The organism is Streptomyces sp. NPDC053665, assembly GCF_055585285.1.
Genome location: NZ_JBVJKK010000003.1, coordinates 634494 through 647981, shown reverse-complemented (window position 1 = coordinate 647981; position 13488 = coordinate 634494). Strand labels below are relative to the sequence as shown.

At 73.9% G+C, this 13488-nt stretch carries 14 protein-coding genes; 4 read left to right on the top strand and 10 right to left on the bottom strand.

Features of this window, described 5'->3' with window-relative positions:
- Positions 1 to 66 precede the first annotated feature (66 nt).
- The 5 genes from ACZ6ZN_RS15920 to sigE form a co-directional block, all read right to left on the bottom strand.
- The gene (locus ACZ6ZN_RS15920) at positions 67 to 738 is read right to left on the bottom strand and encodes a hypothetical protein (RefSeq protein ID WP_398106690.1); all 672 of its coding nucleotides are present in this window, start codon (positions 736 to 738) and stop codon (positions 67 to 69) included.
- A 235-nt stretch (positions 739 to 973) separates the two neighbouring features.
- A complete protein-coding gene (locus tag ACZ6ZN_RS15915; protein ID WP_398106691.1) occupies positions 974 to 1411 on the bottom strand; it encodes a sec-independent translocase in 438 nt (145 codons plus the stop codon).
- Positions 1412 to 1627: 216 nt separating this feature from the next.
- Positions 1628 to 3715, bottom strand: a complete 2088-nt coding sequence (locus ACZ6ZN_RS15910; RefSeq protein WP_469646585.1) for a S1C family serine protease — start codon at positions 3713 to 3715, stop codon at positions 1628 to 1630.
- A 133-nt stretch (positions 3716 to 3848) separates the two neighbouring features.
- A complete protein-coding gene (locus ACZ6ZN_RS15905; RefSeq protein WP_451880251.1) occupies positions 3849 to 4832 on the bottom strand; it encodes an anti-sigma factor family protein in 984 nt (327 codons plus the stop codon).
- Positions 4829 to 5527, bottom strand: a complete 699-nt coding sequence (sigE, locus tag ACZ6ZN_RS15900; RefSeq protein WP_369197193.1) for an RNA polymerase sigma factor SigE — start codon at positions 5525 to 5527, stop codon at positions 4829 to 4831. The genes ACZ6ZN_RS15905 and sigE overlap by 4 nt, the downstream gene beginning before the upstream one ends.
- Before the next feature lie 234 nt (positions 5528 to 5761).
- Here sigE and ACZ6ZN_RS15895 point away from each other — a divergent pair, with 234 nt between their 5' ends.
- Complete coding sequence (locus tag ACZ6ZN_RS15895; RefSeq protein WP_398107114.1) at positions 5762 to 6460, top strand: O-methyltransferase; 699 nt, start codon at positions 5762 to 5764, stop codon at positions 6458 to 6460.
- A gap of 105 nt (positions 6461 to 6565) precedes the next feature.
- Here the strand turns inward: ACZ6ZN_RS15895 and ACZ6ZN_RS15890 are convergent, their stop codons facing one another.
- Positions 6566 to 6733, bottom strand: coding sequence for a DUF3117 domain-containing protein (locus tag ACZ6ZN_RS15890; RefSeq protein ID WP_003966491.1), 168 nt, complete (start codon positions 6731 to 6733; stop codon positions 6566 to 6568).
- Positions 6734 to 7116: 383 nt separating this feature from the next.
- On the opposite strand from ACZ6ZN_RS15890, the gene chcB reads away from it, so the two are divergent.
- Complete coding sequence (chcB, locus tag ACZ6ZN_RS15885) at positions 7117 to 7920, top strand: 2-cyclohexenylcarbonyl CoA isomerase (protein WP_469646581.1); 804 nt, start codon at positions 7117 to 7119, stop codon at positions 7918 to 7920.
- Positions 7921 to 7988: 68 nt separating this feature from the next.
- On the opposite strand, the gene ACZ6ZN_RS15880 is transcribed toward chcB, so the two are convergent.
- A complete protein-coding gene (locus ACZ6ZN_RS15880) occupies positions 7989 to 8576 on the bottom strand; it encodes a DNA-3-methyladenine glycosylase I (RefSeq protein WP_469646578.1) in 588 nt (195 codons plus the stop codon).
- Positions 8573 to 8962 carry a DivIVA domain-containing protein gene (locus tag ACZ6ZN_RS15875; protein WP_398106696.1) on the bottom strand — a complete coding sequence of 130 codons (390 nt, stop codon included), beginning with the start codon at positions 8960 to 8962 and terminating at the stop codon, positions 8573 to 8575. Before ACZ6ZN_RS15875 ends, ACZ6ZN_RS15880 begins: the two co-directional genes overlap by 4 nt.
- Before the next feature lie 135 nt (positions 8963 to 9097).
- Here ACZ6ZN_RS15875 and folP point away from each other — a divergent pair, with 135 nt between their 5' ends.
- Positions 9098 to 9958 (top strand): dihydropteroate synthase, encoded by an 861-nt coding sequence (gene folP, locus ACZ6ZN_RS15870; RefSeq protein ID WP_451880248.1) that lies wholly within the window; start codon positions 9098 to 9100, stop codon positions 9956 to 9958.
- Positions 9959 to 10231: 273 nt separating this feature from the next.
- On the opposite strand, the gene ACZ6ZN_RS15865 is transcribed toward folP, so the two are convergent.
- Both ACZ6ZN_RS15865 and dapE read right to left on the bottom strand, forming a co-directional pair.
- Positions 10232 to 10990: an LOG family protein gene (locus ACZ6ZN_RS15865; protein ID WP_398106698.1), complete on the bottom strand. Its 759-nt coding sequence runs from the start codon at positions 10988 to 10990 to the stop codon at positions 10232 to 10234.
- 120 nt (positions 10991 to 11110) lie between these two features.
- The gene (dapE, locus tag ACZ6ZN_RS15860) at positions 11111 to 12190 is read right to left on the bottom strand and encodes a succinyl-diaminopimelate desuccinylase (RefSeq protein ID WP_469646575.1); all 1080 of its coding nucleotides are present in this window, start codon (positions 12188 to 12190) and stop codon (positions 11111 to 11113) included.
- 85 nt (positions 12191 to 12275) lie between these two features.
- Between dapE and ACZ6ZN_RS15855 the strand changes: the two genes are divergently transcribed.
- Positions 12276 to 13376, top strand: coding sequence for a VldE C-terminal domain-containing protein (locus ACZ6ZN_RS15855; RefSeq protein ID WP_469646573.1), 1101 nt, complete (start codon positions 12276 to 12278; stop codon positions 13374 to 13376).
- Positions 13377 to 13488: the final 112 nt, after the last annotated feature.

Here is a 13488-nt window from a genome sequence, read left to right as displayed (position 1 = left end):
AACCCTGCCCCCTACGGCGAAGGGGCGCCGAAACACCCGGCGCCCCCGGCTCACTCACGCGCGAGCTCACGCGTACGCGGCGATGTCCTTCACCACGGCGAAGCCGAGCCCGTACGCACTCATGCCCCTGCCGTACGCCCCGACGTGCACCCCGGCCGCGGTGGAACCGGCGAGCACCCAGCCGAACTCCGACTCGCGGTAGTGGAACGCCGTCGGCACGCCGTCGACGGGCAGCGACAGCGTCGACCAGTCGGACCCGTCGAGGTCGTCGGCCAGCACCCACGCCGTCTCGGTCTGCTGCTCCAGCCAGTCGTCCCGCAGGGCGTGGTCCATCTGCCCGGGCCAGGTGAAGGACAGCAGGCCCACACCGGCGAGCCAGGCCGCGGACGACACCGACGTGGCCTCGAGCAGGCCCGTGCCGTCGGCCGTGCGCCGCTGGGGATTGGCCGCCACGGTCACCACGACCGCGAACTTCTCCTTGGACTCCTGATCGCCCCCGGCGGCGTGCTCGTTGCGCACCGTGGGCTCGTCGCCGTGCCCGATGGACCCGTGCTCCACGGCTCCGTCGGCCGTGGTTCCGACCTGCATCAGCCAGCGCGGTCCCGTGAAGGCCTCGTCGAGGCCGTACCACGGGAAGGGCGCACGCAGGTAGCCGTCGACCGTGCGCCGTGCGAAGGGGGCCTGTTGTCCGCCCTCCGCGGCCGGCGCCTGCGCGACCGCCCGACTCGTCGTCTCCATGTGCCCGGACGCCTCCTCGCTCTCGTCGGGCCGGTGGGCCCGCCCCCCTCGGGTGGCGCTGCTGGTCCGTGTGCGGCCACCCGTCAACTGGGCAGCATAGCCACACCGCCGCGAGCAGCAGGGAAAGCGCCCGGCGCGTGGGCCGCACGGGCGCCCGGATCAGGCCGTACTCGCCCCGACCGGAGTATGAGACGCGTCACTCGCGCCGGGGCGGGCCTCCCGGGCGGCCGCTCGCTCAGGTGGCGTCCGCGTCGAAGGGCGGACGGTCGTCCCGGCCCGGCGTCTCGGGCTTCTTCGTCATGTCGATCCGGCCGCCGGAGGAGCCGGACGAGGAGGAGGACGCGTCCGAGTCACGGCTGTGGACGGCGTCGGTGACCTCGGCCATCTCCTTCTTCAGGTCGAAGCCGTTGCGGATCTCCTTGAGTCCGAGGTCCTCGTTGTCCAGCTGCTTGCGGATGAACGTCTTGGGATTGAGGTCCTCGAACTCGAAGTCCTTGAACTCCGGGCCCAGTTCCTCCCGGATGTCGTTCTTGGCGCTCTCCGAGAACTCACGGATCTTCCGGATCGTGCGCGTCACGTCCTGGATGACCTTGGGGAGCTTGTCCGGACCGAAGACGAGCACGGCGAGGACGATGAGCGTCACCAGCTCGAGTGGTCCTATGTCATTGAACACCTGAAGCTCCTAGCGATGTCCTCGGTCCTCGGCCCTCGTGGTCGGTGCGGTCCTGCCGTGGTCCGGGCCGGATCCACGGTACCCGCCCATCCCGTCCGACCGGTACCGTCCCGGGGTCGCCGGCCGCGCGAGGTGGGAGCGCTTCCCCGATTGTTCGTCTCATCGGCCCCTCCCGGGAGCCGACGAGACGGCTGCGCGCGTCCGGCACGTCATCCCTCAGCCGCCCGACGATCCGAGGACCAGGGAGACCGTCCGGCTCTTGCCGCCCCGCTCCACGGTGAGTTCCAGCCGGTCGCCCGGGCGGTGCGCCCGGGTCTTCACGATCAGCTCCTCCCCGGAGTGGACCCGCGCGCCGTCGACCTCGGTGATGACGTCCCCCGCCTTGATACCGGCCTCGGCCCCGGGGCCGCCCTTGGTGACGGGCGGCCCGCCCTCGCCGCCCTTGGCGGCGACCCGGGCGCCGTCGCCCGAGTAGTCCATGTCGAGGGTGATGCCGATGACCGGGTGGGTCGCCCTGCCGGTGTTGATCAGTTCCTCGGCGACGCGCTTGCCCTGGTTGATCGGTATGGCGAAGCCCAGGCCTATCGAACCGGCCTGCCCGCTGCTGTCCGGGCCCGAGCCGCTCTCGGCCGAGCGGATGGCCGAGTTGATGCCGATGACCCGGGCCCTGGCGTCGAGGAGGGGCCCGCCGGAGTTGCCGGGGTTGATGGGCGCGTCGGTCTGGAGCGCGTCGACGTACGACACGTCGCTGCCGTCGCCCTTCTCGCCGCCGGCGGTGATGGGCCGCTGCTTGGCGCTGATGATGCCGGAGGTGACCGTGCCGGCCAGGTCGAAGGGCGCGCCGATGGCCACGACCGGGTCGCCGACCCGCACGTTGTCCGAGTTGCCGAGGGGCAGGGGGGTGAGGCCGCGCACGCCCTTCACCTTCACGACGGCGAGGTCGTAGCCGCTGTCCCGGCCGACCACCTCTGCCCGGGCGGTCTGCCCGCCGTCGAAGGTGACGGTGATGTCCCCGCCCGATCCGGCGGGCTGGACGACATGGTTGTTGGTGAGGATGTGGCCGCGGGTGTCGAGCACGAACCCGGTGCCCGTGCCCTGCTCGCCGGAGCCGCTCACATGCAGGGTGACCACGCTGGGCAGCGCCCGGCCGGCGATCCCGGCGACCGTGCCGGCGTCCCGCCCGGCGGGCTCCTTGCCGGCCTGCGGCAACTCGACGGCGCCGATGCCGCCGTTGCGCTCCAGGTACGTCCCCACGGCGCCTCCGATGCCGCCGGACACCAGCGCGATCACCAGACCGGCCACGACCAGTGCCTTCCGGCCCCTTCTGCGCCGCTGCCCCGTGCTCGGCACGGTGGCGCCGGTCTGCTGGAGCGGGCCGTGGCTGCCGCCGGGGGCCGCCCAGGGGTCGTAGCGCCGCCAGGGGTCGGGAGCGGTGGGTACGGCCTGGCCCTGGGCGCCGGGCGCCGCCGGCGGCGCAGCGGACGCGGGGCCGCCGGGGGGCGCTGCCTGGGCCGGCACCGGCGCGACGGCGGGCGGGGCAGGGGTGGGCGGGGTCTGCGCGGGCGGCGGGGCGACGGCGGCCGGGGCCGTGGGCCCGGGCGGCGCCATCGGTGCCGCACCGTGGGAGACCGGTACGGGGGCCGCCTCCGCCGGGGCCGGGTGCGCCGGGGCCTGGTGCGCCGGGGCCGGGTGCGCCGGGGCGGCCGCGGCCGGTGCCGCCGCGGGGTGCTGCACGGGCGGGGCGGGCGCCCAGGGCCCCGGCTGGCCGTAGGGCGGGGTGCTGTAGGGGTCGGGATCGTGCAGGAGCCGGGGACCGCTCACCGCGGACCCGGAGACGGAGGGCCCGGGCACGGTGGCCGCGGCCGGGCCGGGATCGCCCTGCGGGGCGTCGCCGGCCGCGGGGACCGACGGGTCCGGCTCCTCGGCCCTGCCGTCGGCCGGCGCGCCGGGTTCCGCCACGGGGGCCTCGGGGCTCCGCAGCTCGTAGTCGCCGTCGCCCTGGTCGCCCCGGTCGGGCTGATCATTCTCGGTGCTCTGGGCGCTCGGGGCGCTCGGGGCGCTCTGGGTGTGCGGTTCGTGCTCGTCGTCGCCGGCGGGCCGGGCCGCGGGTCGTGCGAGTTCGAAGTCCCCGTCGGTGCCGGTGGGCGTCCGACCGGCGGCGTCCGCCGGGACGGGCTGCGGCGGCCGGCCGGTGCCGCCCTGCTCCGTCGCCTGCTCCGGGCCTGCGTCCTGCGGCTCACCTGCGGGTTCCTGCGCCCGTGGCCTGCCCCACCACTTCGCCTTCGTGGGCTTCCCCTCGTCCATGCTCTCCCCACAGCCGCGGCACGGCCCGTCGCGGTGGCCGCAGTTCGTCGAATCGGCGCCCGGCCCCCTGGCTGGGCCGCGGGCGGCACCCCCCGGATTCAATCAGGTTCCCCGGCCACCGCGCAGGGGCCGGTCAGCGGGCCGTCCGGGACGAGGGCGCCGGGGAAGGAGTGGCGCCGGGGTCGGTCAGGGGTACCGCGAGCAGGGGCGCCGTGATCTCCGGGACCGCGGACCAGGAGGTCAGAGCGGCCGGTGTGGCCGCCTCCAGCGGGCGTATCAGCGGGGACACGACCGCGGCGCCGGCCATGACCGGGGCGGCCAGCGCGTGCACGGCCTGGTGGGGAGCGGAGGGCGCCGGCACACCGGGCAGCAGGGGCGCGGACACCTCGGTCGGGGCGACCGGGGAGTGCCCCAGCACGTTCTGCGTGAGCAGCGGGACGGCGGCGCGGCGCCGCTGGGAGTCGGGGGCCGTCGCGGCGCCCGTGCCCTGCGTGCGCATCGGTGTCACATTGCTGCCCGTGCCGGAGCCGCCGCGGGCCTCGGTGTCGGCCGGGGTGCCGGCGTTGACACCGCCGAGCGCGATCGCGGCCAGGGACACCGCGCCGGCGGCCACGAAGGCGAACCGCAGCCGCGAGGAGGACCGGTCCGGGTCGGGCCGGTGCACGTCGTGGATGCGGAAGCCCTGGCTTCCCGAGGGGAGGCCGCGCTGGTCGGACGGCAGGGCGGGCGCATGGTCGCGGGACGGGGCGTAGCCGAACTCGAAGCCGCCGCGCTTCACGCCGAAGGCCCCGGACGACGCGAACCGTCCGGACACGTCGGGCAGGCCTCCCCCGCCCGGCGGTGTGGCATCACCGTCCGGGCCGCCACCCGCGGGTAGTCCCTGCAGGCGGGCCAGGAAGCTCTCGGAGGGAGGCGGTGGTGCCGCCTCCGCGAAGACGTTCTTCAGCCGGCGCTGGGCGTCCACCTCCGCCTTGCACTTCGGGCAGGTGGCCACGTGCGCCAGTACGCGCTCGCGCGCGTCATGACCGAGCTCTCCGTCCACCAGGGCGGAGAGTCGGTCTCCCAGGTGCTGCTCTGCGAGGCGTCCCTCGGAAGCCTCCGGTCGTGTTCCGCTCACGCGCTCGCGCCCCCTCCTCCCAGGGCGGGGACACGGGGCACGAAGGAACGGCGCTCGGCGCGCGCCTCCGGCGAGCGGTGCGCGAGGGCCTTGCGCAGCTGGGAGCGGCCGCGGTGGATGCGCGAGCGGACGGTACCGAGCTTCACCCCGAGCGTCGCGGCGATCTCCTCGTACGACAGTCCTTCGATGTCGCACAGGACGACCGCGGCGCGGAACTCGGGGGCCAGGGTGTCGAGGGCCTGCTGGACGTCCGCGTCGAAGTGCGCGTCGTTGAAGACCTGCTGGGGCGTGGGCTCCTTGCTGGCCAGCCGCTCGGCCGCGTCGTCGCCGAGCGCGTCGAAGCGGATGCGCTGCTTGCGGCGGACCATGTCCAGGAACAGGTTGGTGGTGATGCGGTGCAGCCAGCCCTCGAAGGTGCCGGGCGTGTAGGTCGACAGGGAGCGGAAGACGCGGACGAAGACCTCCTGCGTGAGGTCCTCCGCGTCGTGCTGGTTACCGGTCAGACGGTAGGCGAGCCGGTAGACCCGGCCGCTGTGCGTGCTGACGATCTCCTCCCAGGTGGGCGGAGTCCACGCCTGCCCGTCCGCGTCGCTGGTGAAGGTCGCGGTCTGGGTGAAGCCGGCGTGGCTCTGGTCAGCAACGGTGTCGTTCACAGATGTCGGCCTGCCCGCCGATCCGAGGAAGCGCCGGAGCACCCCTGCACGATCCACAGACGCAGCCGCACCTCCCCTGTCAGCTCTGGTGGTGTCCAGTGGAGCCCCTACCATAGCCACCTCGCCCGTTAGGACCGGATAAGCGGTTTTACGAGAAATTGATGTGGGTCGATACGCCTCGTACTGCTGCGTCGGGACTTGCTCGCCGTCCTGATCCACCGTCTGCCCCCCGTCACGGCCCACGCCTGTCGCTCATCCCCTTAAACGACCGGTCCCATCTGCGGGTTCCCGCGCCCAACGGATACAGTCACGCCCAGGCATTCACGGGGACAGGAGAGGGTCATTACCGGCAACCGGCAGACGAGCTGGGCGTTCGCCGACGCCTATGTCGCCGAGGACGAAGCGCTGCAGTGGGCCCGGGACCGGGCCCGTGAGGCAGGGCTGCGCTCGGTGACGCCCGGCACGGGCGCCGCGCTGCGCTTGCTGGCGGCCTCCGTCGACGCCAAGGCCGTCGCCGAGATCGGGACCGGCTGCGGGGTCTCCGGGATCCACCTCCTGCACGGTATGCGGCCGGACGGCGTGCTGACGACCGTCGATCCGGAGCCGGAGCACCAGCAGTTCGCCCGCCAGGCGTTCCGCGCCTGCGGCTTCGCCAGCAACCGGGCGCGCTTCATCCCGGGCCGCGCCCTGGACGTGCTCCCCCGCCTCGCGGACGCCGGCTACGACCTGGTCTTCTGCGACGGCGACCGCCTCGAGGTCATGGACTACCTCGCCGAATCGTTGCGGCTGCTGCGCACCGGCGGGCTGGTCGTCTTCGAAGGCGCGTTCGCCAACGGGCGGACCGTGGACTCCGGCCCGCAGCCCACCGAGGTGCTGCGGCTGCGGGAGCTGCTGCGCGCGGTGCGCGAGAGCCAGGAGCTGGTGCCGTCGCTGCTGCCGGTGGGCGACGGCCTGCTGTGCGCGGTGAAGCGCTAGCGGCTCACCGCGGCCACCCCGGCGCAGGGCGCCGGAGCGGGAAGACAACCGCCCCGGCACCTCAGGTGAGGCCGGGGCGGTTGAAAGGGTATGGTCGCTTGCGCGTCAGCCGACGACCTTCTTGAGGGCGTCGCCGAGCGCGTCGGCCTCGTCCGGGGTCAGCTCGACGACGAGCCGACCGCCGCCTTCGAGCGGAACGCGCATGACGATGCCCCGCCCCTCCTTGGTCACCTCGAGCGGGCCATCACCCGTCCGCGGCTTCATGGCCGCCATGCTCGTTCCCCTTCCTGAAACCCAGCTCATCGTCAAAGCCGACGCCCTGAGAAGGGCACACGTGCGGCCCTTGTGGCAGGACACGCGTCACCGGCATCGAACACATTGCTTCCCAGCCATTATCCCGCATCCCAGGACCCGATGACCAACATCGGTTGGCATCGCTTGGGCAACGCACGCGTGCAAAACCACTCAATTCGGCGATGAGGCTGCGATACTCCGCCACCACACGCGCATCCGGCGAACGGATCCGGACGAGAATTCTTTGACGCAGGTCACACGTCCGGTCCGGTCTTCCGCCGGTGATCTCCGTCATGCTGTCCTGCAGACCCGGGACGTACCGGCCGGTACGTCCCCGATCCGCGACACGGAGGGGATACGCCATGGCCGACGCCGTGCTCTACGAGGTGAGCGACGGGCTCGCGACGATCACGCTCAACCGCCCGGAGGCGATGAACGCGCTGAACGTGGCGGCCAAGGTGGCCCTGCGGGAGGCGGTCGAGTCCGCGGCGGGCGACGCCGCCGTGCGGGCGGTGCTGCTGACCGCCGCCGGCGACCGGGCGTTCTGCGTGGGCCAGGACCTGAAGGAGCACATCGGCCTGCTGGTCCAGGACCGGGAGACCGGGTCGGGGCAGACCATGAGCACGGTCCGGGAGCACTACAACCCCATCGTGCGGGCCCTGGCCGGGGCGAGGAAGCCGGTCGTCGCCGCGGTGAACGGGGTGGCCGCCGGGGCGGGCTTCGGCTTCGCCCTCGCGGCGGACTACCGGATCGCGGCGGACACGGCCTCGTTCAACACCTCGTTCGCCGGGGTGGCGCTGACCGCCGACTCGGGCATCTCCTGGACGCTGCCGCGGGTGATCGGCCCCGGCCGCGCCGCCGACCTGCTGCTCTTCCCGCGCAGCATCAGCGCCCAGGAGGCGTACGAGCTCGGGGCGGTCAACCGGGTGGTGCCGGCCGGGGAGCTGCGCGCGGAGGCCGAGAAGGTGGCGCGGGCGCTGGCCGAGGGGCCGACGGTGGCCTACGCGGCGCTGAAGGAGTCGGTGGCCTACGGGCTGACGCACTCGCTGGAGGAGGCGCTGGTGAAGGAGGACGAGCTCCAGACCCGGGCGGGCTCCTCCGAGGACCACGCGATCGCCGTCCAGGCCTTCGTCAACAAGGAGAAGCCGAAGTATCTGGGCCGGTGAGTCCGGGGCGGCAGGCGCCGTCGAGGGCCGCGGGCGCGTGGAAACTGGTCGCGCGGTTCCCCGCGTCCCTACGACGTGCTTCGGGCGACGCACAGCTCCAGGTGGTCGTCGACCAGGCCGCACGCCTGCATCAGGGCGTACGCCGTCGTCGGGCCGACGAAGCGCAGGCCCCGCTTCTTCAGCGCTTTGGACAGGGCCGTCGACTCGGGGGTGACCGGCGGGACGTCGGACAGGGCCCTGGGGGCGGGGCGGGCGGCCGGGTCGGGGGCGTGGGACCAGATCAGCTCGTCCAGCTCGCCGGGGGACCACTCGGCCAGCACGCGGGCGTTGGCCATCGTCGCGTCGATCTTCGCGCGGTTGCGGATGATGCCGGCGTCCGCCATCAGGCGCTCGCGGTCCGCCTCCGTGAAGGCGGCCACCGAGGCGATCTCGAAGCCGGCGAAGGCGGCGCGGAAGCCAGGCCGGCGGCGCAGGATGGTGATCCAGGACAGGCCGGACTGGAACGCCTCCAGGCTCAGCCGCTCGAAGAGCGCGTCGTCGCCGTGGACGGGGCGGCCCCACTCCTCGTCGTGGTAGGCGATGTACTCCGGGGCGGACAGGGCCCAGGGGCAGCGCAGCGCGCCGTCCGGGCCGGCGAGGGCGGCACCGGTGCTCACGGGCGGTCCTCCTGACCGGGGGCGCGCTTGTCCAGGGGGACGTGGTGGTCGCCGGTGCCGTGCACCGGGCCGTGGGCCGCGGCCGAGCGGGCCCCCGCCAGGGCCGACTCCAGGTCCGCGATGCGGGCGTCGCGCTCGGCCAGCTCCGCGCCCAGACGGCTCAGGGCGTCGTCCACGTCGGCCATCCGGTAGCCGCGGGCGGCGAGCGGGAAGCGCAGGCGCTCCACGTCGGCGCGCTCGACCGGGCGGTCCGGGGGCAGCGGGTCGCGCAGCCGCTCGGGCGCCGCCTCGGGCAGCGGGCCGTTCTCGCCGCCGCCCACCACGGCGAGGGTCACGGCGGCGACCACGACGGCGAGCGCGACGACCAGGAAAAGGAACATAACCATCGCGGGCCCCCACGGTCGCATGGAACTTGAGTCTTCTCGGACGGACGGTGTCAGGGTCCGATCGTGCCATGCGCGTGTGACGGTTAGGGTCGCAGGCGGCGGAAGAGGGGCACCTACCAGGAAAGGTCACAGGGGATGCTCAGGCTGGGCAGGCGGGAATTCGGACCCCACGAACCGGTGATCATGGCGATCGTCAACCGGACCCCGGACTCCTTCTACGACCAGGGAGCCACCTTCCGCGACGAGCCGGCCCTCGCGCGGGTGGAGCAGGCCGTGGCCGAAGGCGCCGCGATCGTCGACATCGGCGGGGTCAAGGCGGGGCCGGGCGAGGAGGTCACGGCCGAGGAGGAGGCCCGGCGCACGGTCGGGTTCGTGGCGGAGGTCCGCCGCAGGTTCCCCGACGTGGTCATCAGCGTGGACACCTGGCGGGCCGAGGTCGGCCGGGCGGTGTGCGAGGCCGGGGCGGACGTCCTCAACGACGCGTGGGGCGGTGTCGACCCGGCCCTGGCTCAGGTCGCCGCCGAGTACCGGGTGGGTCTGGTGTGCACGCACGCGGGGGGCGCCGAGCCGCGCACCCGCCCGCACCGGGTCGAGTACGACGACGTCATGGCCGACGTCCTCGACGTCACGGTCGCCCTGGCCGAGCGGGCGGTGTCGCTGGGCGTGCCGCGGGAGTCGGTCATGATCGACCCCGGGCACGACTTCGGGAAGAACACGCGGCACAGCCTGGAGGCGACGCGGCGGCTGGACGAGATGGTCGCCACGGGGTGGCCGGTGCTGGTGTCGCTGTCCAACAAGGACTTCGTCGGGGAGACGCTGGACCGGCCGGTGAAGGAGCGGGTGGTCGGGACGCTGGCGACCACGGCCGTGTCCGCGTGGCTGGGCGCGCAGGTGTACCGGGTGCACGAGGTGGCGGAGACCCGGCAGGTGCTGGACATGGTGGCGGCCATCGCGGGACACCGGGATCCCGCCGTCGCGCGACGCGGGCTGGCCTGAGGGCGGCCGCGCGGCGCGGAGCCGGTCTGAGAGCCATCGCGCGGCGCGGGCTGGCCTGAGGACCGTCGCGCGGCGGGACCGGCCTGAGAGTCGTCGCTCGGCACGGGCCGACCTGAGAGCCATCGCGCGACGCGGCCGACCTGAGGACCGTCGCTCGGCGCGGGCCGGTCTGAGCCACCGGGAGTCGGGAGCCGCGCCCCGGCCCCCCGGCCTGGCCCGCCGTGCACCCCCGCGGTCCGGCCGGGCGCCGGGGCTGCCCGGCCGGGGACGTGCCTACCTGCCCGCTTCCTTCGACACCAGGGCCACCGCCTCGTCCACGTCGTCCGTCACGTGGAAGAGCAGCAGGTCCTTGTCCGCCGCCTTGCCCTGGGCGATCACCGTGTCGCGCAGCCAGTCCAGCAGGCCGCCCCAGTAGTCGGTGCCGAAGAGGACGATGGGGAAGCGGGTGACCTTCTGGGTCTGGACCAGGGTGAGGGCCTCGAAGAGCTCGTCGAGGGTGCCGAGTCCGCCGGGCAGGACCACGAAGCCCTGCGCGTACTTGACGAACATCATCTTCCGGACGAAGAAGTAGCGGAAGTTGAGGCCGATGTCGACGTACGGGTTCAGTCCCTGCTCGAACGGCAGCTCGATGCCGAGGCCGACCGAGACGCCCTTGGCCTCGCAGGCCCCCTTGTTCGCGGCCTCCATGGCACCCGGCCCGCCGCCGGTGATGACCGCGAAGCCCGCCTCCACCAGGCCCCGGCCGAGCCGGACTCCGGCCTCGTACTCCGGGGAGTCCGCCGGGGTCCGGGCCGAGCCGAAGACGCTGATGGCGGGCGGCAGTTCGGCCAGGGTGCCGAAGCCCTCGATGAACTCCGACTGGATGCGCAGCACCCGCCAGGGGTCGGTGTGCACCCAGTCGGAGGGGGCGCGCTCGTCGAGCAGCCGCTGGTCGGTCGTCGCGGGCTGGACCTGATCCCGCCTGCGGAGGACCGGGCCGAGGCGCTGTTCCTCCGGCGGCTGCTTCTTCCCCTCGGGGTTGCCGGTCGCCATGTGCGCTCCCTCCGTCGTGCCTGTCTTTCCACCTCAGCGTAGATCTACGCGGGTTACGAACGAGGGACGTGAGCATGTCCGCGATGCAGCGGCGTAAACACGGCGGGTGCGACCGGGGTGTCAGGCGGTGAGCCAGTTCCGCAGGCGCTCCTCGCCGGCCAGGATCTTGGCGATCTCCACGCGCTCGTCCCGCTTGTGGGCCAAGTGGGGGTTGCCGGGGCCGTAGTTGACCGCCGGGACGCCCAGCGCCGAGAAGCGGGAGACGTCGGTCCAGCCGTACTTCGGCATCGGGGTGCCGCCGACCGCCGCGATGAACGCCTTGGCCGCCGGGTGGGACAGCCCGGGCATCGCGGCCGGGCTGTGGTCGACGACCTCGAACCCGCTCAGCGCGCAGTCCGCGAAGACCTCCCGGACGTGCGCGACGGCCTCCTCGGGCGTGCGGTCCGGCGCATAGCGGAAGTTGACCGTGACGACGCACTCGTCGGGGATGACGTTGCCGGCCACTCCCCCGCCGATGCCGACCGCGTTCAGGCCCTCGCGGTACTCCAGGCCGTCGATCACCGGCCGGCGCGGCTCGTAGGCGGCGAGGCGGGCGAGGAGCGGGGCGGCGGCGTGGATGGCGTTGGAGCCCATCCAGCCGCGCGCGGAGTGGGCCCGCTCGCCCGCGGTCCTCAGCTCGACGCGCAGGGTGCCCTGGCAGCCGCCCTCGACCTGGCCGTCGGACGGCTCCAGCAGGACCGCGAAGTCGCCCTCCAGCCATTCGGGACGGGCCTCGGCGACGTGCCGGAGGCCGTTGAGCTCGGCGGCGACCTCCTCGTTGTCGTAGAAGACGAAGGTCAGGTCGCGGTTGGGGGCCGGGACGGTGGCCGCGATGCGCAGCTGCACCGCCACGCCGGACTTCATGTCGCAGGTGCCGCAGCCCCACAGGACGCCGTCCTCGTCGAGCCGGGAGGGGACGTTGTCCGCGATGGGGACGGTGTCGATGTGCCCGGCCAGGACGACCCGTTCGGAGCGGCCCAGGTTCGTCCTGGCCACGACGTTGTTGCCGTACCGGTCGACCGTCAGGTGGGGCAGCGCGCGCAGCGCGGTCTCGATCGCGTCCGCCAGCGGCTTCTCGGTGCCGCTCTCGGAGCGGAAGTCGACGAGCCGGGCGGTGAGCTCCGCGGCGTCCAGCGTGAGGTCAAGCGAGGTGTCGGCCATGCCGTCGACCCTAACGCGCGAGGTCGTGCGGCCGCTGTGCGCACCGGGCTCCTGCCACTCCGTACTCTCCAGTACCTTGTACCGCGTGCCTGAGCAGTCATCTCCCCAGCGCCGTGGCCGCCTCTTCCGATTCGGGTCCGGCCTCGTGGCCCTGCTCGCGGTCGCCGGTTACCTCGTCGTGCAGTACGTCACCGGGGGATCGGGCGGGCCGGGCTGCAAGGTCGTCTCGGGCAAGGGCGACGGGGCCTCGTACGAGTTCACGCCCGAGCAGGCCGTCAACGCGGCGACGATCACCGCCGTGGGCACCGCGCGCGGCCTGCCGGAGCGGGCCGTCACCATCGCGCTGGCGACCGCCCTCCAGGAGTCGGCCCTGCGCAACATCGACTACGGCGACCGCGACTCCCTCGGCCTGTTCCAGCAGCGGCCCTCGCAGGGCTGGGGCACCCCGCGGGAGATCATGGACCCGACGTACTCGGCGGGTGAGTTCTACGACCACCTGGTCAAGGTGCCGGGGTACACGCGGCTGCCGCTCACCGTCGCCGCGCAGCGGGTGCAGCGCAGCGGCTTCCCGCAGGCCTACGCCAAGCACGAGCCGGACGCGTCCCTGCTCGCCGCGGCCCTGACCGGGCAGTCCGCGGCCACGCTGACCTGCGAGGGCCGCCCAGGTGCCACGCGCGCCTCGGGTGCGGACGGAGTGCGGGCCGCACTGGTGCGCGACTTCGGCCGGGACGTGCTGGCGCCGGCCGCCGCCCAGGTGGACGCCTCCCCGTCGGCCGCCTCCACGCCCTCGCCGGGCGACACGGCCCCCTCGACGCCCTCGCCGGGCGACACGGCCGCCTCGGCGCCGTCGCCGGGCACCTCGGCCACGACCGCGCCCTCCCCCGCCGCCCCGGCCACGCCGACGCCCTCCCCGAGCGGCTCCGCCGGGGACGGCGGCCGCACGGTCACCCTCCCGGTGCCCCCTGGCACACCGTCCGCCGGGGGGCGGGGCCCGGACCAGCGGGGCTGGCAGCTGGCCCACTGGGCGGTGGCCAACGCCTCCGAGCTGCACATCGCGCGGGTCGCCTACGGGGGCCGCGAGTGGGTCGCGGGGAGCACGGCCAGCGAGTGGCGCGAGGCCGCGGGCGCGGGCACGGCGGGCGCCGAGCGCGCCGCGGAGACGGTCCGCATCGTCACGATGCGCTGACTCGGGCAGGGGTGCGGGGGCTCACTCCGGAGAGTTGCCCCGCCGGTGCCGCGGTGCTCGGGTGGGCAGGTTTTCGCACGCTCACCCCACGTACCCCGAAATCCCTTGGGAA

What these genes read in the sequence shown, in the direction of transcription:
- ACZ6ZN_RS15920 (WP_398106690.1), bottom strand. Translation starts at nt 738, where the DNA reads ATGGAGACGACGAGTCGGGCGGTCGCGCAGGCGCCGGCCGCGGAGGGC.
- ACZ6ZN_RS15910 (WP_469646585.1), bottom strand. Translation starts at nt 3,715, where the DNA reads ATGGACGAGGGGAAGCCCACGAAGGCGAAGTGGTGGGGCAGGCCACGG.
- ACZ6ZN_RS15890 (WP_003966491.1), bottom strand. Translation starts at nt 6,733, where the DNA reads ATGGCGGCCATGAAGCCGCGGACGGGTGATGGCCCGCTCGAGGTGACC.
- chcB (WP_469646581.1), top strand. Translation starts at nt 7,117, where the DNA reads ATGGCCGACGCCGTGCTCTACGAGGTGAGCGACGGGCTCGCGACGATC.
- ACZ6ZN_RS15875 (WP_398106696.1), bottom strand. Translation starts at nt 8,962, where the DNA reads ATGGTTATGTTCCTTTTCCTGGTCGTCGCGCTCGCCGTCGTGGTCGCC.
- folP (WP_451880248.1), top strand. Translation starts at nt 9,098, where the DNA reads ATGCTCAGGCTGGGCAGGCGGGAATTCGGACCCCACGAACCGGTGATC.
- ACZ6ZN_RS15865 (WP_398106698.1), bottom strand. Translation starts at nt 10,990, where the DNA reads ATGGCGACCGGCAACCCCGAGGGGAAGAAGCAGCCGCCGGAGGAACAG.
- dapE (WP_469646575.1), bottom strand. Translation starts at nt 12,190, where the DNA reads ATGGCCGACACCTCGCTTGACCTCACGCTGGACGCCGCGGAGCTCACC.